Source organism: Acinetobacter defluvii (assembly GCF_001704615.3).
In the GTDB taxonomy this organism is placed as follows: Bacteria; Pseudomonadota; Gammaproteobacteria; order Pseudomonadales; family Moraxellaceae; genus Acinetobacter; species Acinetobacter defluvii.
Window position 1 is genome coordinate 613,690 of the sequence record NZ_CP029397.2, and the last position, 26,228, is coordinate 639,917.

At 38.8% G+C, this 26,228-nt stretch carries 26 protein-coding genes; 10 read left to right on the top strand and 16 right to left on the bottom strand.

Annotation, left to right across the window (positions count from 1 at the left end; genetic code table 11):
- The first annotated feature begins 36 nt into the window (after positions 1-36).
- Entirely contained in the window at positions 37-1,200 is a 1,164-nt protein-coding gene (locus tag DJ533_RS05320) for an acyl-CoA dehydrogenase family protein (RefSeq protein ID WP_065994260.1), read from the top strand.
- Between the two features lie 426 nt (positions 1,201-1,626).
- On the opposite strand, the gene DJ533_RS05325 is transcribed toward DJ533_RS05320, so the two are convergent.
- From DJ533_RS05325 to DJ533_RS05345, 5 genes are all read right to left on the bottom strand, one after another.
- Complete coding sequence (locus tag DJ533_RS05325) at positions 1,627-2,025, bottom strand: hypothetical protein (protein WP_065994261.1); 399 nt, start codon at positions 2,023-2,025, stop codon at positions 1,627-1,629.
- Positions 2,018-2,716, bottom strand: a complete 699-nt coding sequence (locus tag DJ533_RS05330; RefSeq protein WP_228716515.1) for a hypothetical protein — start codon at positions 2,714-2,716, stop codon at positions 2,018-2,020. The genes DJ533_RS05325 and DJ533_RS05330 overlap by 8 nt, the downstream gene beginning before the upstream one ends.
- 80 nt (positions 2,717-2,796) lie before the next feature.
- Positions 2,797-3,414: a DUF6915 family protein gene (locus DJ533_RS05335; protein ID WP_065994262.1), complete on the bottom strand. Its 618-nt coding sequence runs from the start codon at positions 3,412-3,414 to the stop codon at positions 2,797-2,799.
- A gap of 226 nt (positions 3,415-3,640) precedes the next feature.
- A complete protein-coding gene (locus DJ533_RS05340; RefSeq protein WP_228716516.1) occupies positions 3,641-4,036 on the bottom strand; it encodes a DUF2750 domain-containing protein in 396 nt (131 codons plus the stop codon).
- Between the two features lie 50 nt (positions 4,037-4,086).
- Positions 4,087-4,686 (bottom strand): TetR/AcrR family transcriptional regulator, encoded by a 600-nt coding sequence (locus tag DJ533_RS05345; RefSeq protein WP_065994263.1) that lies wholly within the window; start codon positions 4,684-4,686, stop codon positions 4,087-4,089.
- 115 nt (positions 4,687-4,801) lie between these two features.
- Between DJ533_RS05345 and DJ533_RS05350 the strand changes: the two genes are divergently transcribed.
- The 6 genes from DJ533_RS05350 (at position 4,802) to DJ533_RS05375 (ending at position 13,425) form a co-directional block, all read left to right on the top strand.
- Positions 4,802-6,631 (top strand): acyclic terpene utilization AtuA family protein, encoded by a 1,830-nt coding sequence (locus DJ533_RS05350; RefSeq protein WP_407647726.1) that lies wholly within the window; start codon positions 4,802-4,804, stop codon positions 6,629-6,631.
- A gap of 94 nt (positions 6,632-6,725) precedes the next feature.
- Positions 6,726-7,664: an SDR family oxidoreductase gene (locus tag DJ533_RS05355; RefSeq protein WP_065994265.1), complete on the top strand. Its 939-nt coding sequence runs from the start codon at positions 6,726-6,728 to the stop codon at positions 7,662-7,664.
- Entirely contained in the window at positions 7,661-9,274 is a 1,614-nt protein-coding gene (locus tag DJ533_RS05360) for an acyl-CoA carboxylase subunit beta (protein WP_065994266.1), read from the top strand. The genes DJ533_RS05355 and DJ533_RS05360 overlap by 4 nt, the downstream gene beginning before the upstream one ends.
- 112 nt (positions 9,275-9,386) lie before the next feature.
- On the top strand, positions 9,387-10,544 hold the full coding sequence (locus tag DJ533_RS05365) for an acyl-CoA dehydrogenase family protein (protein WP_065994267.1): 1,158 nt from the start codon (positions 9,387-9,389) through the stop codon (positions 10,542-10,544).
- Between the two features lie 13 nt (positions 10,545-10,557).
- Entirely contained in the window at positions 10,558-11,394 is an 837-nt protein-coding gene (locus DJ533_RS05370; protein ID WP_065994268.1) for an enoyl-CoA hydratase/isomerase family protein, read from the top strand.
- 84 nt (positions 11,395-11,478) lie between these two features.
- Positions 11,479-13,425, top strand: coding sequence for an acetyl/propionyl/methylcrotonyl-CoA carboxylase subunit alpha (locus tag DJ533_RS05375; protein ID WP_065994269.1), 1,947 nt, complete (start codon positions 11,479-11,481; stop codon positions 13,423-13,425).
- Between the two features lie 45 nt (positions 13,426-13,470).
- Here DJ533_RS05375 and DJ533_RS05380 read toward each other — a convergent pair whose 3' ends face one another.
- The 8 genes from DJ533_RS05380 to rplM form a co-directional block, all read right to left on the bottom strand.
- Entirely contained in the window at positions 13,471-13,890 is a 420-nt protein-coding gene (locus DJ533_RS05380; RefSeq protein ID WP_065994270.1) for a roadblock/LC7 domain-containing protein, read from the bottom strand.
- A 14-nt stretch (positions 13,891-13,904) separates the two neighbouring features.
- Positions 13,905-14,438, bottom strand: a complete 534-nt coding sequence (locus DJ533_RS05385) for a GTP-binding protein (protein ID WP_065994271.1) — start codon at positions 14,436-14,438, stop codon at positions 13,905-13,907.
- An 11-nt stretch (positions 14,439-14,449) separates the two neighbouring features.
- Positions 14,450-15,415: a hypothetical protein gene (locus DJ533_RS05390; RefSeq protein ID WP_065994272.1), complete on the bottom strand. Its 966-nt coding sequence runs from the start codon at positions 15,413-15,415 to the stop codon at positions 14,450-14,452.
- 506 nt (positions 15,416-15,921) lie between these two features.
- Positions 15,922-16,581 carry a hypothetical protein gene (locus DJ533_RS05395; RefSeq protein ID WP_065994273.1) on the bottom strand — a complete coding sequence of 220 codons (660 nt, stop codon included), beginning with the start codon at positions 16,579-16,581 and terminating at the stop codon, positions 15,922-15,924.
- 26 nt (positions 16,582-16,607) lie between these two features.
- Positions 16,608-17,036 (bottom strand): ClpXP protease specificity-enhancing factor, encoded by a 429-nt coding sequence (locus DJ533_RS05400; RefSeq protein WP_065994274.1) that lies wholly within the window; start codon positions 17,034-17,036, stop codon positions 16,608-16,610.
- Positions 17,037-17,050: 14 nt separating this feature from the next.
- Positions 17,051-17,704 (bottom strand): glutathione S-transferase N-terminal domain-containing protein, encoded by a 654-nt coding sequence (locus DJ533_RS05405; RefSeq protein ID WP_065994275.1) that lies wholly within the window; start codon positions 17,702-17,704, stop codon positions 17,051-17,053.
- 403 nt (positions 17,705-18,107) lie between these two features.
- Positions 18,108-18,494, bottom strand: coding sequence for a 30S ribosomal protein S9 (gene rpsI / locus DJ533_RS05410; protein WP_065994276.1), 387 nt, complete (start codon positions 18,492-18,494; stop codon positions 18,108-18,110).
- A gap of 12 nt (positions 18,495-18,506) precedes the next feature.
- Positions 18,507-18,935, bottom strand: a complete 429-nt coding sequence (gene rplM, locus DJ533_RS05415; RefSeq protein WP_004722943.1) for a 50S ribosomal protein L13 — start codon at positions 18,933-18,935, stop codon at positions 18,507-18,509.
- A 363-nt stretch (positions 18,936-19,298) separates the two neighbouring features.
- On the opposite strand from rplM, the gene pdxA reads away from it, so the two are divergent.
- Genes pdxA through DJ533_RS05430 form a run of 3 tightly spaced genes read left to right on the top strand, consistent with a single transcriptional unit; the run spans position 19,299 to position 21,970 of the window.
- Entirely contained in the window at positions 19,299-20,282 is a 984-nt protein-coding gene (pdxA, locus tag DJ533_RS05420; RefSeq protein ID WP_171488534.1) for a 4-hydroxythreonine-4-phosphate dehydrogenase PdxA, read from the top strand.
- A gap of 20 nt (positions 20,283-20,302) precedes the next feature.
- A complete protein-coding gene (gene rsmA, locus DJ533_RS05425; RefSeq protein ID WP_065994278.1) occupies positions 20,303-21,115 on the top strand; it encodes a 16S rRNA (adenine(1518)-N(6)/adenine(1519)-N(6))-dimethyltransferase RsmA in 813 nt (270 codons plus the stop codon).
- Positions 21,116-21,118: 3 nt separating this feature from the next.
- Positions 21,119-21,970 carry a symmetrical bis(5'-nucleosyl)-tetraphosphatase gene (locus DJ533_RS05430; RefSeq protein WP_065994279.1) on the top strand — a complete coding sequence of 284 codons (852 nt, stop codon included), beginning with the start codon at positions 21,119-21,121 and terminating at the stop codon, positions 21,968-21,970.
- A gap of 220 nt (positions 21,971-22,190) precedes the next feature.
- On the opposite strand, the gene DJ533_RS05435 is transcribed toward DJ533_RS05430, so the two are convergent.
- From DJ533_RS05435 to DJ533_RS05445, 3 genes are all read right to left on the bottom strand, one after another.
- On the bottom strand, positions 22,191-22,985 hold the full coding sequence (locus tag DJ533_RS05435; protein WP_065994280.1) for a tetratricopeptide repeat protein: 795 nt from the start codon (positions 22,983-22,985) through the stop codon (positions 22,191-22,193).
- Between the two features lie 299 nt (positions 22,986-23,284).
- Positions 23,285-25,903 (bottom strand): DUF2135 domain-containing protein, encoded by a 2,619-nt coding sequence (locus tag DJ533_RS05440; protein ID WP_081406107.1) that lies wholly within the window; start codon positions 25,901-25,903, stop codon positions 23,285-23,287.
- On the bottom strand, positions 25,884-26,225 hold the full coding sequence (locus DJ533_RS05445) for a VIT domain-containing protein (protein ID WP_065994282.1): 342 nt from the start codon (positions 26,223-26,225) through the stop codon (positions 25,884-25,886). The genes DJ533_RS05440 and DJ533_RS05445 overlap by 20 nt, the downstream gene beginning before the upstream one ends.
- Positions 26,226-26,228 lie beyond the last annotated feature (3 nt).

The following is a 26,228-nucleotide window of genomic DNA, read 5'->3' on the forward strand; positions in this document are numbered from 1 at the left end:
GTATAGATTTTAAAGTTAATAAGGATGTATCTAAAAATGAATCCAAATCCAATTTATTACACTCCACAACATTTTGAATTTGCTGACACTGTGCGTAAATTTGTACAAAAAGAATTAATGCCTTATGTGAATGAGTGGGAAGAATCAGAAACATTTCCGAAAGTGCTTTACAAAAAAGCCGCAGATATTGGATTACTTGGATTAGGTTTTGATGAAAATTATGGCGGTATCGCAGGTACAGATGCTTTTCATATTTTATTATCGTCGATTGAACTTGCTAAAACAGGTTCAGGTGGTTTGTGTGCATCCTTACTTTCACACTCGATTGGTGCGCCCCCCATCAATCACTTTGCTTCGTCTGAAATTAAAGAAAGCGTACTCACACAAATTTTGGCGGGTGAAAAAATTTCTGCTTTGGCAATTACTGAACCCACAGGAGGATCAGATGTTGCAGCGTTGAAAACCGCAGCTGTGCGTGATGGGGAGGATTATATTTTAAATGGTGAAAAAACATTTATCACTTCGGGAATACGTGCCGATTATTATACTGTTGCGGTACGTACTGATCCTGAAGCCAAAGGACCAAATGGTATTTCCATGATTTTGGTAGATGCACATAGTGAAGGCATTAGTAAATCCAAACTGGATAAAATGGGGTGGTGGGCATCGGATACTGCACATTTACATTTTGACAATGTCCGAGTGCCTACAAAAAACTTATTGGGTGCAGAAAATATGGGTTTCCTTGTGATTATGAATAACTTTAACATGGAACGTTTTTTCCTTGCAGCCAGTAGTTATGGTTTTGCACTCACGTGTTATGAAGAAGCTTTGGAATGGGCAAAAGAGCGTAAAACTTTTGGTAAGCGTCTGGTCGATCATCAAGTGGTACGGCATAAATTGGTTGATATGGCCACTCGTTTAACCACAACCTTGGCATTGCTTGAAGATACAGCTTATCGTTTGGGGCAGCCTGAGTTGCAAGGTAATGAGTTGATCGCACAGATTTGTATGCTTAAAAATGTTGCAACACAAACCATGCAATTTTGTGCCGATGCTGCGGTACAAACGCTTGGTGGTATGGGCTTTATGCGAGGGACAAAGTCGGAGCGTATTTACCGTGATGTGAAAGTAAATATGATCGGTGGTGGCGCTGAAGAAATTATGAAAGATTTGGCGAGTCGTCAGTTGGGGTATTGATTTTATTTAAATAAAATGCGGTGTTAGCTAGAATACCGCATTTCAATGTTGTTTAAAAAGGCAGTTTTAGCCTAATGTTGCAAGTTGTTCTAATGTGACTTGTCGAATTTCAAAAATCGGCTGTTTGAGTAAGGTATTTAGAGCAGATAAATCCTCAAAAGAAACATCGACACTATCGATTAAAATTCCATCAGGATTGACCTGATATTCAAAGAATGCTGAGTTATTTTGTATAAATGCATTGAGGAGTTCAGGGGTGTCGCTGAGTTCAGATAATGAACCTGGAATTAATAATGCATCCTTAAGAAGGTATGTTCCTACTAGTGCAAAATAATCTGGATTTGAATAGGTCAGAATTTTTGTGTAACCAAAATATTTTTGTTCTTTAAATAACCAAATTGCATATAGTTTTTCATCTTGTTTAAATTATAGTACTTCATAGGCAAGAATATTGACGATTTTTGCAAATTTTAGTACAGCCTCATCAGGTAAGTCAGAGGGAAGTTTTGCTATTAAACTACCATCTAAAGTACATAAGTGATGACCATATCCCTGTAACAGTTCTTCTAATTCTGCTTTAAATTCGTCAGATGGGTGGTTATGAGTATGATTTTCACATGGTGGGCAATACATAGATAATTCAGCATTACGCATAAATTGAACATTTTTTATTTCACAATGTTGTTGAGCTAACAGTAAGCTATCCTCAACTTGTTCAATATCACCATAGCCTTCGCATCCATCAAATTCGGGATCGGTAAGATATTGGCCTTCATCGTTATAAAAAAAGTTACGTTGTCGGATGACATATTTAATATTACTCATCTTCTTCTCCATTGGTGATTTTATGGAGTTGTTCTAAAGTAACTTGTCGGATTTCAAAAATAGGGTTTTTAAGTAAAGCATTAATCGCTTTTAATTGACTAAAAGAGATATCTTCCCAATCAATATTGAGAATACAATTGCGATCTTCGGCATAAACAAGTGCAGGAATACCAAGGATTAAACTTTTTAATATTTCAGGACTTTCACTGATCTTTTTTAGAGACTGATCAAAAACATGTCCATTAAAATCATTTTCAAAGATGTAAAGTTCAAAGTCATCTACGGTGTTGAAGTTTTCATCTGTACTGTCAAAAATATTATAATTTTCACTGCGTAAGTAGTCTTGTTCTTCATTTGACCATAAAATATAAATAGGTTTTTGTTCGTCAATTTCAATCAGTTGATAGTGTAATACGCCTGAAAGTTGCGCAAATTCAAATGCATCATCTAATTCCATTTCAGGAATTTCATCATCGATTTCAAATTCTTCACCTGTTTTTTCAAGCACAAATTGTTCTAACTTTTCATAGGTTTCTTCGCTCGCATAACCATTGCCAATGTCATAATTGCACAATTCACCATCTTCATATAAAGCATCCACAACAAGTTGTTTATATGCCTGAATGGCTTCAGCCTGATCAGTATAAATGGCTTGAATACTACCTGCGGCAGCTTGATGGTTTGATACCATTCATCATTATAAGAAAAATCATTACTGCGGATGACATATTTTATTGTCATTGTATTTACTTCCTTTTTATAAAGGTGGAATTAAGCGATTTTCGCTTTTAAGTCTTGTAATTTCATGGCACTGGGTGGAACAACTGTGCCATTGTCCATCCATAACTCAAAACGCATAGGATTAAAAAACATTGAAGGTGTAAGATCAAATTCGATAAACTTCGCTTCACTTTTACCCATCATCGGTAAAATGGTATTGATAAACCAACTGTTATGGGTAATCAGTAAAGATTTAAGCTGCCCTGTTACTGACAAAGGTGAGAGTAAAGTTGCAGATAATTTGGGATCATCAATCACTTCGGTATGAAATTTTTCTAAACGTTTGGCTAAACCTTCGGTGGGAATATCTTGCATCGCTGCCACAAAATCGCCCAAAGTAGGAATAAAACGATGATGAAAATCGACCAATAAATGATCTTTTTCGCAGAGGTCTTTGACTTCGATACTTGCGCCTGCACTATTCTGAAAATGATGCCCAAAGATCGGAATAATGACTTCTTGCACCCCCCAAAAGGTATGCAAAATACGATGACGATTATCCGTGCAAAGCATTTTGGTACTGTCGATTAAAGCATGAATGTCGATATAGTCTTCAAGTTCACCACCACGACGTTTTTGTGAAATTTGAGCATGTTGGACTGGGTTCATTGTTGTAGTTTTATTGTTGTAAAGTCAGTAGATTAGCAAAATATCATGACAATAAAAATCATTTTTTGATGGCGTGCGTTAAGTTGTGACGTAGAGATTTTTAGCTTCTATTAAGCGATTTAAGTTAATTCGATGGTATGCCTATCATGGTTTTAATGACAGTTCTAAATTCAGCAGACAATTTAAAGTTATTGGAATATACCATTCTGAAATAGTGTGATGCATTTCATTCATATTGTTTTAACTCATTTTCTAATTCTATTTTTAACTTATTGGGTTCTATGATCCATACGCTAATTTCTAAATTAGGTAAAATACCGATTTGAATATTCATGTTGTGAAGGTCTAATAACCATTCTTTGAGAAACGAATTGAGCATAATTCTACTAGGCTTATAGGTAGGATAAAGACTAGAAAATTGAGAAGCATATTCAGAATGTGGCCAGACAGGTAAATATTCAATATTTTTTTCAGGGGTTAGTATAAGAAAATGATCATTTGTATCTTCTAAAATCCATAGCTCCTCCCAATCACATACTTTTGATATAAAATGCTGGAATCTTAGCTCGCTGGTTAGAGAAAAAACATTTTCAATTTGCTTCTGATGTATTTTATAACTCATTTAATTCTCTTAGATTTTACTCTGTGTTGTCATGCTTTCTTTTAGACGAATTACCGCATCACCATTTCCCATACCATTTCCGTCAACTCATCCAACGAAATTTTTCCATCAGGTCTATACCAAGTTACTGTCCATGCAATCGCACCACCAAGTAGCCTACGCCAAATAAATGCATCATGCTGAATCTTGCCCAATACTTTTAATTCTTCAATCACATTCAGCCAAATATTTTCATAATCATTGCGCAGTTTTAACAGTTCGTCTTGGCGCTGTTTAGACAGAGCAAACCATTCATAAACCAAAACTGCCATCGCAGAACCTGTGTCACCCGTGATTGAAGTCAGTTCAGCATGAATTAAATTTTTCAACTGTTGTTCTAGGTTGTCTGACTTGGCAACTGCCTGTTCCAAACGTGCATGATTATAAATAATGGTTTCATGCATCACATTTGCCAAAATATCATCTTTACTTTTGAAATGATGAAATAAGCTACCTGATTGAATACCAATAAAATTTGCCAGTTCTCTGACGGTGGTTTTGGCATAGCCTTGTTTATGAAATAAATATGCAGCACCCAATAATAAACGACCACGAGGGCTGTCATCAAAACAAGCAATAGGTTCAATTTCTGTAATAGACGTTGCAATCATAACAATGCTTTCATCCTTGAGCTTTAAAATTTATTGACATGAAATTTAACAGATTTGCCAATTCAGCATAGCATTTTGCACTTTACAAACCAAGCGCTTGCTTGGTAGATTAAGTATGAATTTTATTCACTACAATGAAAATAAGATAGGTAGGAAAATGGAAGATCAACGTGTAGTCAAAATTGGATGTGCTTCAGGTTTTTGGGGCGATACCAATACAGCAGCATTTCAGCTCGTACATTTATCCGATATCAATTACTTGGTCTTTGATTATCTTTCTGAAATTACTATGTCGATAATGGCAAAAGCCATGATGACAGACCCAAGTCATGGTTATGCCTTAGATTTTGTCAGTCGTGTGATGACACCATTACTCAAAAAAATTAGTGATAAAAAAATTAAAGTGATCAGTAATGCGGGTGGTGTCAATCCATTGGCATGTCGTGATGCTTTAGAAAAAGTGATTCAGACACAAGGACTAGACTTAAAAGTGGCTGTGGTTTTAGGAGATGATTTATTGCCGCAAGTCGCCGAATTACAAAAACAAAATATTAAAGAAATGTTTAATGGTAGTGATTTTCCTGCCCAACTTGCCAGTTGTAATGCTTATCTTGGTGCGATTCCTATTCGAGATGCGCTTGATCTAGGTGCGGATATTGTGATCACAGGGCGTGTAGTGGATTCCGCAGTTGTGCTTGCGCCATTGTTGCATGAATATCAATGGTCACTGAATGATTATGACAAACTTGCACAAGGTTCATTGGCAGGGCATATCATCGAGTGTGGCGCACAATGTACAGGTGGAAACTTCACGGATTGGCGTTTGGTTGAAGGCTTTGACAATATGGGCTTTCCGATTGTTGAAGTAGCTGAAGATGCAACATTTATTGTTACTAAACCGCAAGGTACTGGTGGTCTGGTGTCGACTGCAACCGTTGCAGAACAGATTGTTTATGAAATTGGTGATCCACAAGCATATTTATTGCCTGATGTAACTGCGGACTTTTCCAAAGTACATTTAGCGCAAGTCGGTGAGCATCGGGTGCAGGTTACAGGCGCACTTGGACGAGCACCAACAGCGCAGTATAAAGTGAGTGCTACGTATCCTGATGGCTATCGTGTGCAAGTCAGTTTTATGGTGGCAGGGCGTGAAGCACCTGAAAAAGCACAAGCCATTGCCGATGCAATTTTAAATAAATGTGAGCGTGTTTTGGCATTACGATCAGTCCCACCATTTACTGAAAAATCAGTTGAACTTTTAGGTACTGAAACCACTTATGGCGCACATGCACGTATTCACAATAATCGTGAAATCGTGGTGAAAATGGCAGTGAAACATCTGTTTAAAGAGGCGTGTATGTTCTTTGCCTCAGAAATTGCCCAAGCTTCGACAGGTATGGCACCCGCACTCACAGGATTGGTCGGTGGTCGTCCAAAAGCTTCACCAGTAATTAAACTTTTCTCTTTTCTTGTCGATAAATCAAAACTACATGTCGAAATCGACATGAATGGTCAACGTCAAAAAGTTGAGATTCCTCAAGGTTCGACAGATCAGTCATTGCCTCAAAATATTCAAGGTAAAGTTGCACAATTTACAGGTGATGAAATAGAAGTGGCGTTGATCGAGATTGCGCATGCACGTAGTGGTGATAAAGGTAACCATAGCAATATTGGTGTCATTGCACGTCAGCCTGAATATTTACCTTGGATTCGTGCAAATTTAACAGAAGAAAACGTGGCGAAATATATGCAGCATGTTCTACACCCAGAAATCAGTAAAGTAATTTTTTATGAGCTTGAGGGTTTAAATGCGCTGAATTTTATGCTGGAAAATGCACTAGGTGGTGGTGGAATTGCCAGTCTACGCATAGACCCACAAGGTAAAGCTTTTGCACAGCAGCTATTAGATATGCCAGTAAAAGTAGCGAAGGGGTTGGTGAAATAATTAGCAGGAAATACTAAAACTATTTTAATCCCTCCCCAAAAGGCAGAGGAAACTTTTAAATTTCGGAATAAAGAACACTAATTGGAAATAAAAAATGCAATATCACTCAATCTTTAGACCAGATGCTTTTCAAGACAAAGTCATTATCGTGACAGGTGGTGGCTCAGGCATTGGTCGTTGTACTGCACATGAGTTGTCAGCTTTAGGCGCACAAGTGGTGATCACAGGGCGTAAAATTGAAAAGCTTGAAAAAGTCAGCAAAGAAATTAACGAAGATGGTGGCAAAGTCCATTTTATTATCTGTGATAACCGTGATGAAAAACAAGTCAAAGACATGATTGCAGAAGTGATTGAAAATTTTGGAAAGCTGGATGGTTTGGTGAATAACGCAGGTGGTCAATTCCCTTCAAATCTAGAAGGCATTTCAGCCAATGGTTTTGATGCAGTTGTTCGCAATAACTTGCATTCAACTTTTTACTTGATGAAAGAAGCCTATAACCAATGGATGGCAAAGCATGGTGGCAGCATCGTCAACATGGCAGCCGACATGTGGGGCGGCATGCCGGGCATGGGTCACTCAGGCGCAGCACGTTCAGGTGTGGATAACCTGACCAAAACGGCTGCGGTGGAATGGGGACGTTCAGGGGTACGGGTGAATTGTGTTGCACCCGGGTGGATTATTTCTTCGGGAATGGACAATTACACAGGCGATTTTGCCAAATTTATCATTCCAAGTTTAGCATCCAATGTACCATTGAAACGCATGGGTACAGAGTCTGAAATTTCATCAGCAATTGTGTATTTACTTTCAGAAGCAGCAAGCTTTGTTTCAGGCGTGACCATTCGTGTAGATGGGGCTGCATCACAAGGTACCCGTATGTATCCGCTGGCTGATGCCACCAATAGTACCTCGTTCAATGGTTTCCATCGTGCTTTTATTCCAGATGTTTTAAAAGATCAACTTGGAAAAACAGAGCACAGTACTACGCAAGCGGAAGGTGAAAAACCTCAACAGCAAGGAGATTCAGCATGACGATTCTTCAGTCTGAAATTGCGGTGGGCAGTGAGCAATATCAGCAAAATCAAGCCGCTTTATTGGCACAAATCGAAGAAATTCGTGCCATTCAAAACAAAAGTGTTGAAAAGTCTTATGCTGCAAAAGCGAAGTTTGATAAGCGGGGCAAAATTTTACCGCATGAGCGTGTGCGTTTAGCCTTGGATGCGGATTCACCATTTATCGAGTTATGTAGCTTGGTTGGCTACAACATGCATGATGATAAAGATGGCTCGGATGCGGGTGGTGGCATCATTTCAGGGATCGGTTTTGTGAATGGTGTACGTTGTCTGATTTCAGCGAGTAATAGTGCGATTAAAGGCGGAACAGTTGCACCGATGGGCGTACATAAAACCTTACGTTTACAAGCGATTGCGATGCAACAAAAATTGCCCATGTTGACTTTAACAGAAAGTGGCGGCGCAAACTTAAACTATGCAGCAGAAGTCTTTACCGCAGGCGGAACAACATTTGCCAATCAAGCTCGAATGTCCGCAGCAGGGATACCGCAAATCTCAGTGGTGCATGGTAATGCAACGGCAGGTGGGGCATACCAACCGGGTTTATCTGACTATGTCATCACGGTACGTAAGCAAACAGAGATGCTGCTTGCAGGTCCACCTCTGTTGCTGGCTGCAACAGGTGAAGTGGCAACTGCTGAGGAATTGGGTGGTGCAGAAATGCATGCACAAGTGGCAGGCACAGCAGAATATTTGGCGGAAAATGATGCCGATGGGATTCGGATTGCTCGTGATATTTTTAAACATCTAAATTGGAAAGAGCAAACCACAACCTTAAAGAGCGCCTATCAAGAACCTCGTTATGCCATTGATGAGTTGCTTGGCATCATTCCTGCCGATCCGAAGCAACCTTTAAATATGAAAGAAGTGATTGCCCGTTTAGTGGATGATTCGGATTTCTTTGAGTTTAAAAATGAATACGATGAGCATACTGTGTGTGGGTGGTCGAAAATCGGTGGTTTAAATATTGGCATCATTACGAATAATGGCCCAATTACACCACAAGGGGCAGCTAAAGCCGCACAGTTCATACAACTCTGTGAACAAACTCAGCGACCATTATTGTTTTTACACAATACCACAGGTTTTATGGTTGGCACGGATGCGGAGCAGAACGGTATTATCAAACATGGTTCGAAGTTGATTCAAGCAGTTGCCAACAGCACTGTGCCAAAAATATCTATTGTGGTGCATGGTTCATATGGTGCAGGAAATTATGCCATGTGTGGTCGTCCACTGGCACCAGATTTCATTTTTGCATGGCCAAACTCACATGTGGCTGTGATGGGCTCTGCCCAAGCAGGCAAAGTCCTTCGCATTGTGGCAGAAGCCAAACAAAAAGCTTCGGGCATGGAGCCGAATGAGCAAATGCTTGATTTCTTAGAGCAAAGTACAGCTGCAAAATTGGAGCAACAATCGACAGCTTTAGCCAATACAGCCATGTTGCATGATGATGGCATTATTGACCCAAGAGATACACGTAAACTCCTAATTTTTTTATTACAAACCGTTTATGAAGCACAACAGCGCCAGTTAAATTCGACACGTTTTGGCGTACCGAGGTTTTAAAAATCTCCCCTAATCCCTCTTTGATAAAGAGGGGGACTCCTCCCTTTAAAAAGGGAGGTTGGGAGAGATTAAGAGATTAAAAAACAAATATTTAAATTAAGGACAAAACAAAATGAAATTTACAGCAGAACATGACGCATTACGTCGTACCGCACGCCAGTTTGTAGAAACTGAACTCAACCCTTTTATTTCTGAATGGGAAGCGGCTGGACGGTTTCCGATTCATGATGTATTTAAAAAAATGGCAGCTTTGGGCTTGCTGGGTATTTGTAAACCTGAGGAAAATGGCGGTTCAGCACTGGATTATTCTTACAATCTCATAGTTGCTGAAGAGTTAGGTCGTGCTGCTTGTGGCGGTGTTCCTTTAGCAATTGGTGTGCAAACCGATATGGCAACGCCTGCATTGGCACGTTTTGGTAGCAAGGAATTACGTGATGAATTCCTGACCCCTGCCGTTGCAGGGGAATATGTCGCTGCCATTGCTGTGTCAGAAGTTCATGCAGGCTCAGATGTTGCAGCCGTGAAAACTACTGCCAAAAAAGATGGCGATGATTATGTGATTAACGGCAGTAAAATGTGGATTACCAACTCACTACAAGCCGATTTTTTCTGTTTATTGGCAAATACTTCTGATGACAAACCGCATGTCAATAAATCCATGATTATCGTGCCTGCCAAGTCGGCAGGAATTAGTTTCTCAGAGCCATTAAATAAACTCGGCATGCGTTCAACCACAACTGCGCAAGTGTATTTTGACAATGTACGTGTCCCACAGCGTAACTTGGTTGGTGCAGAAGGCATGGGCTTTATGATGCAGATGATGCAATTCCAAGAAGAGCGTATGTGGGCGGCTGCCAATGCTATCGGTGGTTTAGAGCATGTGATTAAACAAACCATTGAATATACCAAAGAGCGTACTACTTTTGGACAACCGTTGATTAATAACCAATATGTCCATTTCCGTTTTGCTGAAATGATGACTGAAGTCGAAGCCTTACGTGCTTTGACCTATCGTGCATGTGAAATTCACATTGATGGTGGTAATGCCACAGAAATCGCCTCTATGGCAAAGCTCAAAGCAGGGCGTTTAACCCGTGAAGTTGCAGACAGTTGCTTACAGTATTGGGGCGGTAATGGCTTTATGTGGGATAACCCTGCATCACAGCTATATCGTGATGGTCGTCTAGGTTCAATCGGTGGTGGCGCAGATGAAATCATGCTCGGGATCATCTGTAAGCTGATGGACATTTTGCCACGTAAGCAAAAATAATCAGGAGAATGATATGAGTTTATCGAGTTCTCTACAGGATGTGCAGATAGATGACAGTATTCAACTAGAGCAACACTCCAGTATTTTAACGATCTGGTTAAATCGTCCTGAAAGCCGTAATGCCATGAGTTTGAGTATGGTGCAGTCCCTTCAGGTAGTTTTTACTGCTATCCAAGATGATTTGAGTATCCGAGCAGTGGTGTTGCGTGGTAAAGGTAGACATTTTTGTGCAGGCGGCGATATTAAAGATATGGCTGCCATTCGTATGCAAGCGGCTTCGGCAGGCAATAATCAAGCTTATGTCGATTTTAACCGTACTTTTGGGGCTTTGATTGAACAGGTCGATACTGCACCACAGACCGTTGTTGCAGTTCTTGAAGGGGCTGTCTTAGGTGGTGGTTTTGGTTTGGCATGTGTGTCTGATGTTGCAATTGCACATGTTGATGCTCAGTTTGGTTTACCTGAAACAGGTTTGGGCATTTTACCTGCACAAATTGCACCTTTTGTGGTGAAGCGTGTTGGCTTAACCCAAGCACGCCGTTTGGCATTATTAGGTTCACGTTTTAAAGGGCAAATGGCATTAAATGTTGGCTTGGTTCATCAGATTGCACAAGATGATACAGATTTGGACGCACAACTTGCGGAAGTCACTCAGCAAATTAAGCGCTGTGCGCCAAAAGCCTCTCGTGCGACCAAAGCTTTATTGCACCGTACTTTAAATGAAGCGTTAAGCCCATTACTTGATGACGCAGCACGTCAGTTTGCTGATGCAGTTGCCAGTGAAGAAGGCGTTGAGGGCACGATGGCATTTATTCAAAAACGTCATCCAAATTGGTTTAATGGAGAATAAGTTTTTCTATTGATTAAAACATGTATAGCAGAAAACTGATTCAATATTTTTAAAAGTATAAAACCAAGAATAGGGAAAACGAGAATGGCATTTTCAAAAGTATTGGTGGCGAATCGCGGTGAAATTGCTGTTCGCGTCATGAAAACAGCAAAAGCAATGGGCTATGCAACTGTGGCGGTCTATTCAGATGCCGACCGTAATGCACGCCATGTACACGTTGCAGATGAAGCGGTAAATATCGGAGCTTCTAAAGTTTCAGAGTCTTATTTGTCGATTGAAAAGATTATTGATGCATGTAAAAAAACAGGTGCAGATGCCGTACATCCAGGTTACGGTTTTTTATCGGAAAATACGGACTTTGCAGCTGCATGTGCAGAACATGGGATAGTTTTCATTGGTCCTCCAGCGGCTGCGATTGAGCTGATGGGCAGTAAACGCCTGTCCAAAATTGCTATGATTGCGGCTGGTGTGCCTTGCGTTCCGGGCTATGCAGGCGATCAGCAAGATATTGATTATTTAGCACAACAAGCCGATCAAATCGGTTATCCACTGATGGTTAAGGCTTCGGCAGGTGGTGGTGGGCGTGGCATGCGCTTGGTTGAACGTGCGACGGATATTATTGAAGCGTTAAAAACAGCACGATCTGAGGCTGAAAATGCTTTTGGTTCAGGTGAACTAATCCTTGAAAAAGCAGTGATTGCACCACGTCACGTCGAAATCCAAGTGTTTGGTGATATACATGGCAACTATGTGTATTTGTTTGAGCGTGATTGTTCGATTCAACGTCGTCATCAAAAAGTCGTGGAAGAAGCACCTTGTCCAGTGATGACTGAGGATTTAAGACAAAAAATGGGTGAAGCAGCTGTGGCTGCGGCACGTTCATGTGCGTATGTCGGTGCGGGAACAGTTGAGTTTTTATTGGATGCGTCTGGTGAATTTTATTTCTTAGAAATGAATACACGTTTACAAGTCGAACATCCTGTGACTGAAATGATTACAGGTTTAGATTTGGTCGAGTGGCAGCTCCGAGTTGCGAATGGTGAAACACTGCCTTTACAACAAGATCAATTAACATTGAATGGGCATGCCATAGAAGTCCGTTTATATGCTGAAGATCCACGTCAGGACTTTTTACCCCAAACTGGCAAAGTTCTGCGTTGGCAAGCTGCACAATTACCGAATGTGCGGATTGATCATGGCATGATGCCAACCGATGAAATTAGTCCGTTTTATGATCCGATGGTAGCGAAAATCATCGTCCATGCTCAAACTCGTCAAGATGCTATTCGACTTTTGGCACGTGCAGTGGATGATTGTGTATTGTTGGGAGTAAACAGTAATAAACAGTTTTTGGTCAATTTATTGCGTCATCCAATCATCGTGGCGGGTGAGACCAACACAGCATTTATTCAAGAACATTTTCAACAAGATGTCAGTTTGCATCCACAAAATTTGAGCTTAGAAAATTTAGCTATTGTGGCGGCATTATTTACTGATGCTTCAAGCAATAGTAGTTGGAATACGGGCATCGCTTTGGCATTGCCATTGAAACTAAAAGTGGATGAGCAGCAATTACAGGTTCTGGTTAAACGAGATCAGAATGTAGTGTCCGTTGAATTGTGTGGACAAATACAAAATATCGAACTGGTGGAACAGACAGCACAACAACTAATTTATATCTGTGAAGGTGTACGTCGTAAAATTGATTATGTTCAACAAGGTGACCTGCTGTATTTAGATGGTCAGCATGGCAATATTCAAGTCCACAATATTACTTACTTGCCACCTGAAACAGCCGATGTGGCAGGAGATGGCATGATTCGTGCGCCAATGGATGGCGCAATGATTAATATTTTGGTCAATAAAGGTGACACAGTGAGTAAAGGACAAACCTTGATTGTGTTAGAAGCAATGAAAATTCAACAACAAATCAAATCCGATGTGGATGGGGTGGTTGAAGAAATTATTCCCCAGATTGGACAACAAGTTAAAAAGCGTCAAGTGTTATTAAATATTCAAGCTGATGTCTAATTAATGTAGAAAAAGCCATCTGTTGTTAGATGGCTTTTTGTTTAATTAGTCAACATGATCGTGTTTAAGAATGTTATTGCTCGCTTCTTTTAAACTATACAGTAATTGCCCCAATAAAATATCTTTGGCAGTGAGTGTCACAATAACCATCGGATGTTTACTCGCAGGTACAGCAGTGAGAACAGCTTTACCATTTTCAGCATCAAGAGTAATACTTTGACAACCGACCAATTCAATTTCACCTAAAAAAGCACTGACCATCGCTAAAATCGAGCTACTCACCGCAGCAAGCTTACTAGAATTATAGGTGTTTTTTCGATATACCGAACATAATTCAAAACCATCGGTTGAACATGCCATGATGAAATCAATGCCTTTTACATTCATTAAAACATCATGAATTTGGGCTTTGGTAAAATTGATTAATTCATCTGGTGCGCTACGTTGTTCAGCGATATTCAGCATATGATTCCTCTATACTATACATATTTAATTTCTAATGTGGTAATAATGGTTTCAAGTAACATTAACACATCATCTTTTTTGCGTGCGTCTATAAAAAATAACGGATAACTCAAATTATTTTCAATCAGCCAAGTACGGTATTGATGGCTAGATACTTCTGTATTTTCATCTATATGGCTAATGCCAATGACAATGTTTTCACCATATTGTTTAAATATATCAACATAATATTGAAGTTCTTCGAGGCTTTTAGGACTGCTATGATCAATTAAAATAATCGTGCCAATCGCACCTTGGCAGATCACACCCCACATAAAATCAAAGCGCCCTTGTCCAGGTGTACCGTATAATCCAATTTTATTGCCGTCTTCAAGTGTAATCTCACCATAGTCGATACCTACAGTGGTATTGAGTTTTTGATGGCGCTCTTGGTCAGTATTTAATGCTTCAGTGGCTAATACAGAGATTTCCGATAAGGCTTTGATTGCTTCGGTTTTGCCTGCCCCCATTGAACCAGCAAAAACAATTTTATATTTTTGAATTATCATAGGTTGCTATCCTAAAAGCCGAAACGGCGTTTTAATTTCCCAAAAAAACTGCGAAGAGTACTGACATCTTGATGACTTTCTTGGGAATGGTTCTGGTCAAATTGACAAGTTTTAGCGTTGACCAACTCCGCATTGTGTATAGCTAAATTTGCATTAATAAAACGCTGAACCACTTCGATATCGATGCCTAATTTATTGGCAACGTGTTGAATTTCTGCACCTTGTATAAAGCATGCAGAAAGTTGCAAAATTAATTTACGATCAGTTGCGGTGGGTTGTGGCCAAAACTTGATTTTAAAATGTGCTGAAGCATGAGGGAGTATACATAAGTGGTGTGAGTTCCAAACTAACTCAAATAACCAATCTTCTAAATTTAAAGGATATTTTCGAGAAACATTTGAAAAGTCTTCAATAATCGCAGAGTTATATTGCAATGAGCCGTCAGTGTGTGCTTGTGTACGTTGGCTATTTATCCAAACACAATGCTGATGATGATCAACAATCGCTAAACTGCCTAATTGATCAAAAATATGCACTTTACGATGTAAATTATCATAAATATCAGCAATAAACTGAACGTCTAAAAGAGGAAAATCTGGCGATGGCGTTGATAGATTGCCTAGAGGGGGGGCTAGCTCAATCTGGAGCTTAGCCAAAACATGAGTTTCCAACCAACTTTTTAAATACTTTGTATCCTGAATAGGTAGATACAAGGTATGGTCTATAATGTCTTTTTGAGAAAAATTGTCTTTAGATATTTTTAAATAAGCGAGATTGTTTGAAAAAATAATTTTTTGGATATTTGCTGTTTCAAAAAAGAATTCATGAATAAGCACTAAATGAATCTCTGCTTCATTTAATTTTCCCCAATGAATATCCAAAGAAGATGGAATAACTTCACGCAATTTTAATTTGAGTTTTTCAGTTGTAACCAGTCCGAGCCCTGAAATTGCGATATTGATACGTGGTTTATTCATAATATCACTTTAAGGAAAATGAAAGAATACAAAATATCTAGTGCTATAAACCAAAGTTATACTTTATAAATAAGTTTCTCTGAGCTTGAGTAAACATCATCATGTAAACTCAAGTAAAAACTCCTTTGAAAGATTTTAAATCTAATAAAGAATTTTATAACTTATAAGCTAGGCTTTAATTTGTGTTCCATATCACATATTTAAAATATATGTGATCAATTAAACATTTAATTAAAAATCAAAGATATAGTGTGTATTTATTATATAAAATATAGTATTTAAAGCAATAAATTTTATTTATTATCGTATGAATTTTTATATTTAAAAGAAAAAGTAAGGAATTTAAAATATAGCATGGCTAAATTATTTTAGCTTAATTTTACAAATATAAAAAATATAAGGTTTTATTCGGAAGTATTATGTAAAGTTAAAAAATATAAAACTGCAATAAGCTTATAATGTCTTATTGCAGTTTAAATTATGTCTAAAGTCGAGCTTAAATAAATTTAAGCAAATACCTTTTGTAAGGCTTCAAATAGAATCCAAAGAACCACCAAAGCCACGATAGGCTCGCATACTTTTGCCCATGCTGGATTTAGAGGTGCTGTTGTTTCTATCGAGATCGGTTCGGCTTGAACCTGTTCTTTTTGCATACTGACCATTTGATTAAACTCCTTCATGGTTTCATCCAATGATATCTCTTCTTGTACAATAGGTTTAGAACCTTTCAACTCTTTTAGCTCATTGGTTGACCAAACCCAATCATCAGCATGCCCAGATAAATGCTCAACTTGCCCTAAAATCAGTTCACGTAAACCTGCTTTTCCAAAACTTCCTGTTTCATCGAGTTGTTTTAACTCCTTCAGTTGTAATTCTAAAATTTCAATGGTGGCATTTTCAAGTTCAGTTTTTTTGAGTTTTGAATGGTTGTGTGGTGAAGTTGTGAGATGTCGAGCAATTTCTTGCACATATAAATGATCAACATTTTGTATTTCTCGATAAACCACGTCTTCATTTTGCTTCCAAAGATGCACCAATTTTCCTAAAGTAAGTGCATTCATCTCAAGTAAATAGTTCTTTCTTTCTTCTGAAGTGTATTGGTTTAAAAGCTGAGGCTTTTGGATCTTAATCTGCTCAGCAAAATATTGTACGAGATCAAAAGCCATTCAGGTCTCCTTATATCAGTAAGTTTTTAATCTAAAATTCTTAGGCTTGGTTTTTTCTTAACTGTTTCAACGTCTTCCGTTGTATCAGCTTGTGATGTTTCAAGGGTATTTTCAACATTAGCATATTCTTCAGGATCAAAAAACAAACCTTGTCCGTTTTCACGGGCATATAAACCGAGTACAGCATTGATAGGGACATAAATATCTTTAGAAACCCCACCAAAACGCGCAGAGAAGGTGATCGCTTCATTGCTCATGTTCAACATATGCACGGCATGGGGCACAATATTCAAGACAATTTGCCCATCTTGAATAAATTGCGTTGGTACATCGGTGTAGGGTTGTGTGGCATCGACTAGAAGATAAGGGGTTAAGTTATTGTCACAAATCCATTCATAAATTGCACGAGCAAGATATGGGCGTGTTGGTGTTAAGTTTAATTCTGGTTCAGACATGAGAAATTACTCTTCTATTCTTTGGCTAAAAATTCTTGAAAACGATTTTTTTCTTGAAGGGTCATAGACTTCAAAAAGCTTGGTCGATTAAAAATTCGTTGGCAATATAATAAAATTGGACGACATTGTTGCTTTGGTAATTCAATTCCCATTTGTTTTAACCGTATGAAAATTGGCGCTAACATGCAATCTAAAATTGTAAAGTTTTCTGACATAAAATAAGGAAAATGCTGAAACAGTGGCGTTAATGAAACCAAAGTATCACGTAATTGTTTTTGGGCTTTTCTTTGTGCATCAACATTTAAAGTATCGGGATGACGTAGCATAATGTCGGCAAGTTTCAACCAATCTTGTTCAAAACGCCAAATATACTGACGTTGTTCAGCCCGAGGTGCAGGCGCATCAGCATAAAGTTTATTTTGACGATAACGATCATCAATATATTCAGAAATAATCGCAGTATGAAATAATTTTAGATCATTTTCGATGAGCATCGGCAGTTGGTTATAGGGGTTTAAACTGGCTAAATCCTCATCATCTTCATCGACAATAATCAAGTTATGTTTAATTTGTTTCTCTGTCAGGACAAAACGAACCCAATGCGAGCGAAAATCATCTGCATGACTATAAAGTGTAATCCCTTGCAATGGTGGGTTTTCGAGGTTCATATTCCAAAAAGTAAGCTACGTGAATCAGATAGGATACTAAAATTAGACCTTAAAATCACGGAAACAATTTTATTTCACTACAAAACAAGAGAAAAGAAATACCAAGGCTAAAAATTATAATTTATCTTTTCATTTTGATTGGAATGATCGGTTTAGGCACGGAAAATGGCTATTTTAGTCGTGCATTCTGGCGTGGCGAAGCATTGTGGTTAGATGAGGGTGATTTTGATGAAGATGTTGATCGTTGGATGCAGTAGGGCAATCTTACTTTAAAAACCAGTATGTGGAGTTCTGTGATTGTGGTTCTTCTTGGTGTGTTTTATTGGATCTTAAAGATGTAGTCTTTAGGACATAAAAAAACCTTGGCAAAGGCCAAGGTTTTTTGTCCGATTCGGTAAACGAATTAACGTTTAGAGAATTGAGGACGTTTACGTGCTTTACGTAAACCAAGTTTCTTACGTTCAACTTCACGAGCATCACGCGTAACGAAACCAGCTTGACGAAGAGCAGGTTTTAAAGTTTCGTCAGCAGCGATCAATGCACGAGTAATACCGTGACGGATTGCGCCAGCTTGACCACCGATACCACCACCAGCAACAGTGATGTAAAGGTCATATTTGTCAGTTGCTTCTAAAAGCTCAAGTGGTTGGTTTACAACCATACGAGCAGTTTCACGACCGAAGTACTGTTCAAGAGTACGGTTGTTAATTACGAGTTTACCAGTACCAGCTGATAGGAAAACACGTGCAGTTGCGGTCTTACGGCGACCTGTACCATAGTTAGTAGCCATGTGCTGTATCCCTTAGATGTCCAAAACTTGTGGCTGTTGAGCAGTATGTGGATGCTCAGTACCAGCGTACACTTTCATCTTCTTGATCATTGCATAACCAAGAGGACCTTTTGGCAACATGCCTTTTACAGCACGTTCGAAGATTTCTTCTGGTTTGTGAGCAACTAATTTTTCGAAATTAGTTTCACGGATACCACCAGGGAAACCAGTGTGGCGATAGTATTTCTTATCAAGTGATTTTTTACCAGTCACTTGTACTTGTTCAGCATTGATCACTACGATGTAGTCACCAGTGTCAACGTGAGGTGTATAAGAAGTTTTGTGTTTACCGCGTAAACGACGAGCGATTTCAGTCGCAAGGCGACCTAAAGTTTTGCCAGAAGCATCAACAACGTACCAGTCGTGTTGAACTTCAGCAGGCTTAGCGCTGAGAGTTTTCATTAAACCACTACCTATTATAGTTGGTTTGGACTATGGAGTCTGTCCAAACAAAAGGAGCGCGAATTCTACCTGAAACGTGAAGAATCCACAATCGAAATTTAGAATTTCAAGCGCATTATTATATTGAGTGTGAATTAAAAATGCAAAGCTTAGTTTGCAGTATTTTTTTGTGTTTAAGCATTGGAAATAAATATATCGGACAACCCTTATAAAAGTTTGAAGTTGAATCTAAAAATTTGAAATTATAATTATGCTGCATAATTTTATAGGTATATTTGTTTTATAGATATACTGCTGAAATTGATAAGGAAAGTAAAATTTTTAAATGAATAGGCTTTTCACGCTTATAATAAAGCAAATGCAATGGGTATGATGATAATGCTTCCTTTATATATTACCAGTGGTGAACCTGCCGGCATCGGTCCTGATATTTGTTTAAGTCTTGCAGATCGTGTCGATGAACGTCCAATCGTGGTCTTAGCAGATATCAATATGTTGCGTGATCGTGCCAAAATTTTAAATAGAGAAGTAGACATTATTGCATATCAACAACAACAGCAATCATCCGCACAAGGTCAACTGTATGTAGAGCATGTGCCTTTATATGAAGATGTCGAGTTAGGAGAATTAAATCCTAAAAATTCTGCATATGTTTTAGAGCAACTTCGCCGCTCGGCTGATTATGCTATGCAAGGGCAGAGTGTTGGGGTGGCGACTGCACCTGTACAAAAGTCAGTAATCAATGATGCAGGCATGCATTTCAGTGGGCATACTGAATATTATCAAGAGTTTGCAGGTGTAGAACGTGTGGTGATGATGCTTGCCACCAAAACGTTACGGGTTGCATTAGCAACGACACATTTAGCCCTACGTGATGTTGCTGATGCCATCACTACAGTGCGTTTACATCAAGTACTTGATATTTTGATTCACGATTTAAAAACTAAATTTAAAATTGAACATCCCCGTATTCTTGTTTGTGGTTTGAATCCTCATGCAGGTGAGGGCGGTTATCTCGGTCATGAAGAAATTGATATCATTAATCCTGTGCTTGAAAGCTACCGTGCACAAGGCATAAATATCAGTTTAAGTTTGCCTGCAGATACGTTATTTACTCCTGAGCATTTAAAAGATACTGACGCAGTTTTAGCCATGTATCACGATCAAGGTTTACCTGTGTTAAAATCTCAAGGATTCGGTGAAGCAATTAATATTACTTTAGGTTTACCATTTATTCGTACTTCAGTTGATCACGGCACCGCACTCTCCCTTGCTGGTACAGGACAGGCAAAAAGTTCGAGCTTACATGTTGCTGTTGACCTTGCACTTGATCTGGCACGACACTAATTCACGTTGGAAAATATTTTATGTATCAAATTAATGCCTTAAACCCAAAAGATGAAGGGCATCACACGCGTAAGCGTTTTGGACAAAACTTCTTACACGACCAACGTGTAATCGCCAAAATTGTACGTTCAGTAAATCCACGCTCAGGTGACAATATTGTTGAAATTGGTCCAGGCTTAGCTGCACTGACTTCACCTTTAATTGGTGAATGTGATGCCTTAACAGTAGTTGAATTAGACCGTGACTTAGCAGCGGGACTACCAGGACGAGTGCCGCACCCAGAACGTTTAACGATTGTGGAAACAGATGCCTTGAAGTATGACTTTACTGCGCTTTTTCAGGAAGGTCGTCCGCTTCGTGTAGTGGGAAATTTACCTTATAACATTTCTACACCATTACTTTTTCACCTCTTAGAGTTTGGTAATAAAGTCAAAGACATGCACTTTATGTTGCAAAAAGAAGTGGTTGATCGCATCACGGCTTCACCAAATACCAAAGAATATGGACGTTTGTCGGTAATGATTCAGTATTTCTGTAAGCCAACGTTCTTATTTGAAGTGCCACCAGGATCATTTAATCCACCTCCGAAAGTGACTTCTGCGGTGTTTCGTTTAGAGCCCTATGAAACTAAACCCATTGTGGCAAAAAATGAAAAGGCATTGGCACGTTTAGTGGCGCATGTGTTTACTCAGCGTCGTAAAACCTTAAGGAACAGTTTAAAAGGCATGCTCGTAGAAGATGGGTTTGAACGAGCAGGTGTTGACCCAATGGCGCGACCAGAAACCTTAACTTTGGCACAATTTGTCGCATTGTCAGATCAAATGGTGGCTTAACTGATGACCCGTGCAATCCGATATAACTATGTAATTGGTGATGTACAAGGCTGTTTTGAAGCTTTGAAAATGTTGCTGAAAGAAATCCAATTTGATGCAGATCAGGACTTTATCTGGTTTGCGGGTGATCTTGTCGCCCGTGGTGAGAACTCAGTGGGTGCGATTCGTTTCATCAAGAAACTCTGTGAGCGTGGTTCAGCCGCAACAGTCTTAGGAAATCATGATTTAAATTTACTTGCAGTTGCACGTGGTATTAAAAAGCTCAAGGACAAAGATCGCATTGATGATGTGATTCATGCTTTAGAGAGCGATGAGTTGATTGAATGGTTGCGTAGACAGCCTTTGTGTTTATTTCCCAATGGACACACGATACTGGCGCACGCAGGCATTCCATGTATTTGGGATGCGGCACAAACTGCGCAATATGCCAAAGAGGTTGAAGCTGTAATTGCACATGAAGATTTCGATGTTTTAGATACATTTTTGAAGGAAATGTATGGCACTGAGCCAGATGTGTGGTCAGAGGGTTTGACTGGCAATGTGCGTTTACGTTGTATTACCAATTACTTAACCCGTATGCGTTTAACTGATGCGCAAGGTCGTTTAGAGTTCAGCTTTAAAGATGCATTGGATGAACCGATGCCTGAGGGTTTTCAGCCTTGGTTTGAATACGACTCCAAAGCCGCTAAAACTCATCAACTGATTTTTGGGCATTGGGCAGCCTTACAAGGTAAAACAGTAAAACCACAGATTCAAAATGTAGATGGTGGTGCTGTTTGGGGCTATCAACTGTTGGCTTATCGTTTAGAAGATCAGAAAATGTTTGCGGTAGATAATCCTGTACCTCTTTATTAAACTGCATCTTTATACATAAAATATTTATAAAATAGCTGCATGTTGTGCACTGACCTTATTTGTGAAAATCGGGAATAGAGGATGTTGTACTTTGGATTTAACCTAAAGCACACATATATAAAATGTACATGTATAACATAGTAGATTTTATATACTGGCTCTGACTTTACCGCAGCAGAGTGGCGACATACATGTCGCCACTCAAGGGATCAATGAAAAATTATTTTTTAGCTGGTGCTTTGGCTTGCTCAGCAATCATTTTATTGATTGCATCTAAAGATTCTTTTGCATTTGGAATATTTTCTTTAACCATTGCTTCATAAATCTTTTTCGCTTCTGGTAAGTTCTGTGCAATCACATCACCTTTTGCCATCATATTTGCGATAGCAATAAGTGCAGGAATATAGCCTTTTTGTGCTAGCCCCTGAATCGTGGTGATTCCTTGTTGTAAGGATTTGGTATTTTTATTTTTTAAACCCTGTTTAATATCATATAAAGCTTTGTAATGTATGGCTTGCATATTGCCTTTTTTAATTAAAGGAGCTAGTTTTTGCAATGCCAACTGATCAGAAGCAGGTTTATCTTCTGCAAAGAGTAAAAATGCATATTCAGTGGTTGCATCATCAAAACCTTGTTTGGATGATTTCTCTAAATATTGGCGTGCTTTGGCTTGATCTTGTTTTACGCCTAAATCACCTGTTTCATAAGCTTTGGCAAGTGCATAACTGGCAACTGAATATCCTTTATCAGAAGATTGTTGATAGTATTGCAGCGCTTTCTTTTTATCTACAGGTGTGCCTTGACCTGCTTGAGTGAGAAAAGCCAAGTTATATAAAGCCTGTGCATCACCTGTTTTAGCAAGGTTTTCCAGTTCTTTATACGCAGCGTTATAATCTTTCTTTTGAATCAGTTGCTCAACTTTCGCAAACTTTGGATCGACAGGAGCGGGTTGTGGTGCAGCAAATGCAGTTGCACACGAAAAGCTGAGTAAAGTAGAGAGTAGAATTTTTTTCATGAACACATAACCTTTTTAATCATTTCTTCCTGAAAGAAATTTTTTAGTTTTCAAACGATATAATCATAAGTGCTATAAAAATAGGAATAAAGGCATGTAGGTCGTGTTTTCTTTAATTTTTTGTATGGGAATGTGAGTATCTGAAATTTTTTTTATTTAAATTCCATACAGCAACTATTTAGAATTTTTTAAATTAAGTATTTAAATTTTATTACTTATTCATGGGTTTTAAGTTTTAATGGAAATAACTCACCTGAAAAAAGCTCATTTTCAGATGAGTTTAACTTCATAATCGCTTCTTAATTGACAGTAAATTTACCAATCAACACAGCACCATCATCACCCGTTTGTAGTCGCTCTTTGGTCATTTTCACACGTAAAACTTCTTCGCTTTGTTTGCTCGTCCCCCAGTTACGAATTAAACGGACAAATGCGGTGGTTGGTCCAGTCACGATTTGCTGACGATCACCATAATAGTGCGCTTTGATACTATATTCGCCTTTCATGGGGTGCTTGAGCCAGAACGCTTCTGGTCCATATCCACCTGTAAAGTCATTGGAAATTTTACCGCCTTGTACACTGTTACGATGTGCATAAAAGGTCTTTTCATTATTTGGATCAATCACCCATAAATCCATATCAGAATTATCACTGTCCCATGTTAAGACCACTCGGATACCAACAGGTAGATTGCGGATTAACTTTTTGTCTATGTCTTGAATGGCGGCACTATTCGGTGCTTGATGTATGATATTATTCAACTCATCTGTCGCAATGAGATGGATACCACCAAAACGTCGATCCCATTGATTGGTGACCACATGATACATCGTACGAATAGCATCATCATATTGTTTATTTTCAGCATATGCTAAGGCTAAATCACGCCAAGATTGTGGTTCTTCCTCTGCCATTTTCAGGACTTTTTGATAAATCACAATCGCATCTTGATACTGTTTTAATAACATCAATTGTTGTCCTAACAGGCGTAAGACATGACGATTTTCAAGATTCAATTCAGCAAGGTTAGAAATAACTAAAACAGCTTCATCATTTAAACCTTTTTGTCTGAATATTTCGGCAACAGTTAAGTAAAATGAAGGATTATTTAAGTTATTTGCACGTTCATCTAGATAGACTTGATAGGCGTGTTGTTTGCTTGCTTTGTCTAAGCGTGTCACATACGGTGCATCTTCTTTCCATGGCTGAATTTCAATTTTAATATTTTGATTTTCAATATTCTTTTTGCTTTGAGAAATACGAGAAGTTGTCGTTTCTGCAACTGCATCCGCAGCGTATTCAGCCGATGCTGCTTGTGGTGCAGGGGCTACAGGTGCAACAGGTTCGATCGGTGCAACTTCTACTACAGGTGCATTACGATTTAAACGTTGCTGTAGTTTTTCAACCAATGGCTGTTTAACTTTTTGTTTAGGAAAATCAGTTTCCCACCATTGTTGATGTGCTTGATATTCCTGGATACTTTGATTAAGGGCATGTTGTTGCTTTTGTTGTAAGCTGTCTTTTTTCTGTTGAATACGTTGTCCGTAGTCAGCTCTCAGGCTTGCTGGGGGAGTAATTTCATACTGTACATAATCATCCAAATTTTCTAATACAATTAAAGATGTATTTGGCGTCACAATATTAAAATCTTGCGCAATGTTTTGAATTTGTTGTTGATTTAGGGTTGCTTGTGGCAGAAGCTCAGTAACTTTTTGTTTTGCCCATAATGCTGCAATTTGTTGACTGTTCACACTATTTTTAAATGGCATTTCAAAATTCTGAATTTGTGTACCATTTTGTAGTTTAAATTTTAGTTTGGCTTGATCTCCCATCACAGGTGAATATTTTCCAAGCACACGAACTATGCCATTTTCAGGAAAGTAGGAAGGCACATATAACTCACTAACGCCAGTACCATCGACCTGAATTAAACGACTCTGATCATGGAGCAGCGCATGTTGTGCTTGTTTAAATTCTGTTGGATTGTGCCAAGATAGATATTGCCCATGATTTTTTTCAGCAAGTTGACGCAGTTGCAGATGATTTAAACTCTCAGCATTGCCTTGGAGACTATATAAACGCTGATTGGCATTGAGTTGAATATTTTGTGGAATGCCGTAATTTTCTAAGCCATCACTGAACAGTAAATATTCTTGAATTTTCGTGTTGTTTTTCCAATCTGATATATTGGTTGCACCATCATAGATGAGATTTTCTAAAAATTTTTTCAGTGCTGACCAATCCCCATTTTTAATTTTAAAGCTGTGTGGTGACGATGCTTTGTGACGTAACAAGGTGAGTTCTACATTGGCATTTTGCACTTTTTGAAAATAGGCATCGAGCAAGGCAAGTTCACTTTGCACATCACGTTGTCGAGCAGATAACGACGCATCCCATAGAATGCCAATGTTTTGCGGAAGCTCACGGGTTTGTGAGATGTTATTTATAGGAATTTCAGCATAGAAATAATCGGCATTTTTAAAGTGTTGTATAAAAAGCTGTGCTTGCTGACTGTTTGGAATCTGAATGTCGATGTGTTTCAGCGCAGTAAGTTTTGGATTTTTAAGCGTTGCAGTATAACTATTTTGTGCATAATTTTTAAAACTGAGTTGATCGCTTTGGGGCGCATTTTCAACACCTTTCACATTGACATCAAGTTGATAGTTTTCAACCTGATTGGCAAATTGTAAGGGTAAACGATACAGCTTTCCTTGCGCTGTATTGGATAATGTTTGTTGATAACGAATACGAACTGTTCGTGTGCCTTGGGCAGGGATGGGATAAACACGGAGTTTAAAGTTATTACCTTGGGTTTGCTCAAGCAGTGCTGGGTCGACATTGCGTCGTTCTATGGCTTCAAAAACTTGCTGTCCTTTGACTTTCGGCACAGGCACAGCATCACTCACGCATTTCGCCATTGATGTCTAATGCAAGTGCAGTAATTTGCTGTCCTTCTTGTAATGGAAATTCTAAATTGCCCTCAAGTGAGCGATTGTTGGGATTATATAATTGCATTTCCAAAGTCGTTTCAGCCAAACCGTTGATGATTTCCACTTGGGTTTTGACACTTTTAAGTTGAATTGCCACTTCATTTTTTGCAGTGATGACCTGAATCGGACGAGGCATAATTTCTACAGGTGTAATGGTAATGCGAGGTTGCGCTACAACATCTTTGGCGGTTGAAAATGTGAATGGTGTGAGGCTTAAGACTAAGCAAGTAATGAGATTTTTTTTCATCATTTT

Coding starts and splice junctions, on each gene's coding strand:
- rpsI (WP_065994276.1), bottom strand. CDS start 18,494: ATGGCTACTAACTATGGTACAGGTCGCCGTAAGACCGCAACTGCACGT.
- DJ533_RS05385 (WP_065994271.1), bottom strand. CDS start 14,438: ATGATAATTCAAAAATATAAAATTGTTTTTGCTGGTTCAATGGGGGCA.
- pdxA (WP_171488534.1), top strand. CDS start 19,299: ATGGGTATGATGATAATGCTTCCTTTATATATTACCAGTGGTGAACCT.
- DJ533_RS05325 (WP_065994261.1), bottom strand. CDS start 2,025: ATGAGTAATATTAAATATGTCATCCGACAACGTAACTTTTTTTATAAC.
- DJ533_RS05375 (WP_065994269.1), top strand. CDS start 11,479: ATGGCATTTTCAAAAGTATTGGTGGCGAATCGCGGTGAAATTGCTGTT.
- DJ533_RS05435 (WP_065994280.1), bottom strand. CDS start 22,985: ATGAAAAAAATTCTACTCTCTACTTTACTCAGCTTTTCGTGTGCAACT.
- DJ533_RS05405 (WP_065994275.1), bottom strand. CDS start 17,704: ATGAACCTCGAAAACCCACCATTGCAAGGGATTACACTTTATAGTCAT.
- DJ533_RS05365 (WP_065994267.1), top strand. CDS start 9,387: ATGAAATTTACAGCAGAACATGACGCATTACGTCGTACCGCACGCCAG.
- DJ533_RS05350 (WP_407647726.1), top strand. CDS start 4,802: ATGAATTTTATTCACTACAATGAAAATAAGATAGGTAGGAAAATGGAA.
- rplM (WP_004722943.1), bottom strand. CDS start 18,935: ATGAAAACTCTCAGCGCTAAGCCTGCTGAAGTTCAACACGACTGGTAC.
- DJ533_RS05345 (WP_065994263.1), bottom strand. CDS start 4,686: ATGATTGCAACGTCTATTACAGAAATTGAACCTATTGCTTGTTTTGAT.
- DJ533_RS05400 (WP_065994274.1), bottom strand. CDS start 17,036: ATGTCTGAACCAGAATTAAACTTAACACCAACACGCCCATATCTTGCT.
- DJ533_RS05380 (WP_065994270.1), bottom strand. CDS start 13,890: ATGCTGAATATCGCTGAACAACGTAGCGCACCAGATGAATTAATCAAT.
- DJ533_RS05320 (WP_065994260.1), top strand. CDS start 37: ATGAATCCAAATCCAATTTATTACACTCCACAACATTTTGAATTTGCT.
- DJ533_RS05395 (WP_065994273.1), bottom strand. CDS start 16,581: ATGGCTTTTGATCTCGTACAATATTTTGCTGAGCAGATTAAGATCCAA.
- DJ533_RS05390 (WP_065994272.1), bottom strand. CDS start 15,415: ATGAATAAACCACGTATCAATATCGCAATTTCAGGGCTCGGACTGGTT.
- DJ533_RS05430 (WP_065994279.1), top strand. CDS start 21,119: ATGACCCGTGCAATCCGATATAACTATGTAATTGGTGATGTACAAGGC.
- DJ533_RS05445 (WP_065994282.1), bottom strand. CDS start 26,225: ATGATGAAAAAAAATCTCATTACTTGCTTAGTCTTAAGCCTCACACCA.
- DJ533_RS05370 (WP_065994268.1), top strand. CDS start 10,558: ATGAGTTTATCGAGTTCTCTACAGGATGTGCAGATAGATGACAGTATT.
- rsmA (WP_065994278.1), top strand. CDS start 20,303: ATGTATCAAATTAATGCCTTAAACCCAAAAGATGAAGGGCATCACACG.
- DJ533_RS05335 (WP_065994262.1), bottom strand. CDS start 3,414: ATGAACCCAGTCCAACATGCTCAAATTTCACAAAAACGTCGTGGTGGT.
- DJ533_RS05440 (WP_081406107.1), bottom strand. CDS start 25,903: ATGGCGAAATGCGTGAGTGATGCTGTGCCTGTGCCGAAAGTCAAAGGA.
- DJ533_RS05330 (WP_228716515.1), bottom strand. CDS start 2,716: ATGGTATCAAACCATCAAGCTGCCGCAGGTAGTATTCAAGCCATTTAT.
- DJ533_RS05360 (WP_065994266.1), top strand. CDS start 7,661: ATGACGATTCTTCAGTCTGAAATTGCGGTGGGCAGTGAGCAATATCAG.
- DJ533_RS05340 (WP_228716516.1), bottom strand. CDS start 4,036: ATGAGTTATAAAATACATCAGAAGCAAATTGAAAATGTTTTTTCTCTA.
- DJ533_RS05355 (WP_065994265.1), top strand. CDS start 6,726: ATGCAATATCACTCAATCTTTAGACCAGATGCTTTTCAAGACAAAGTC.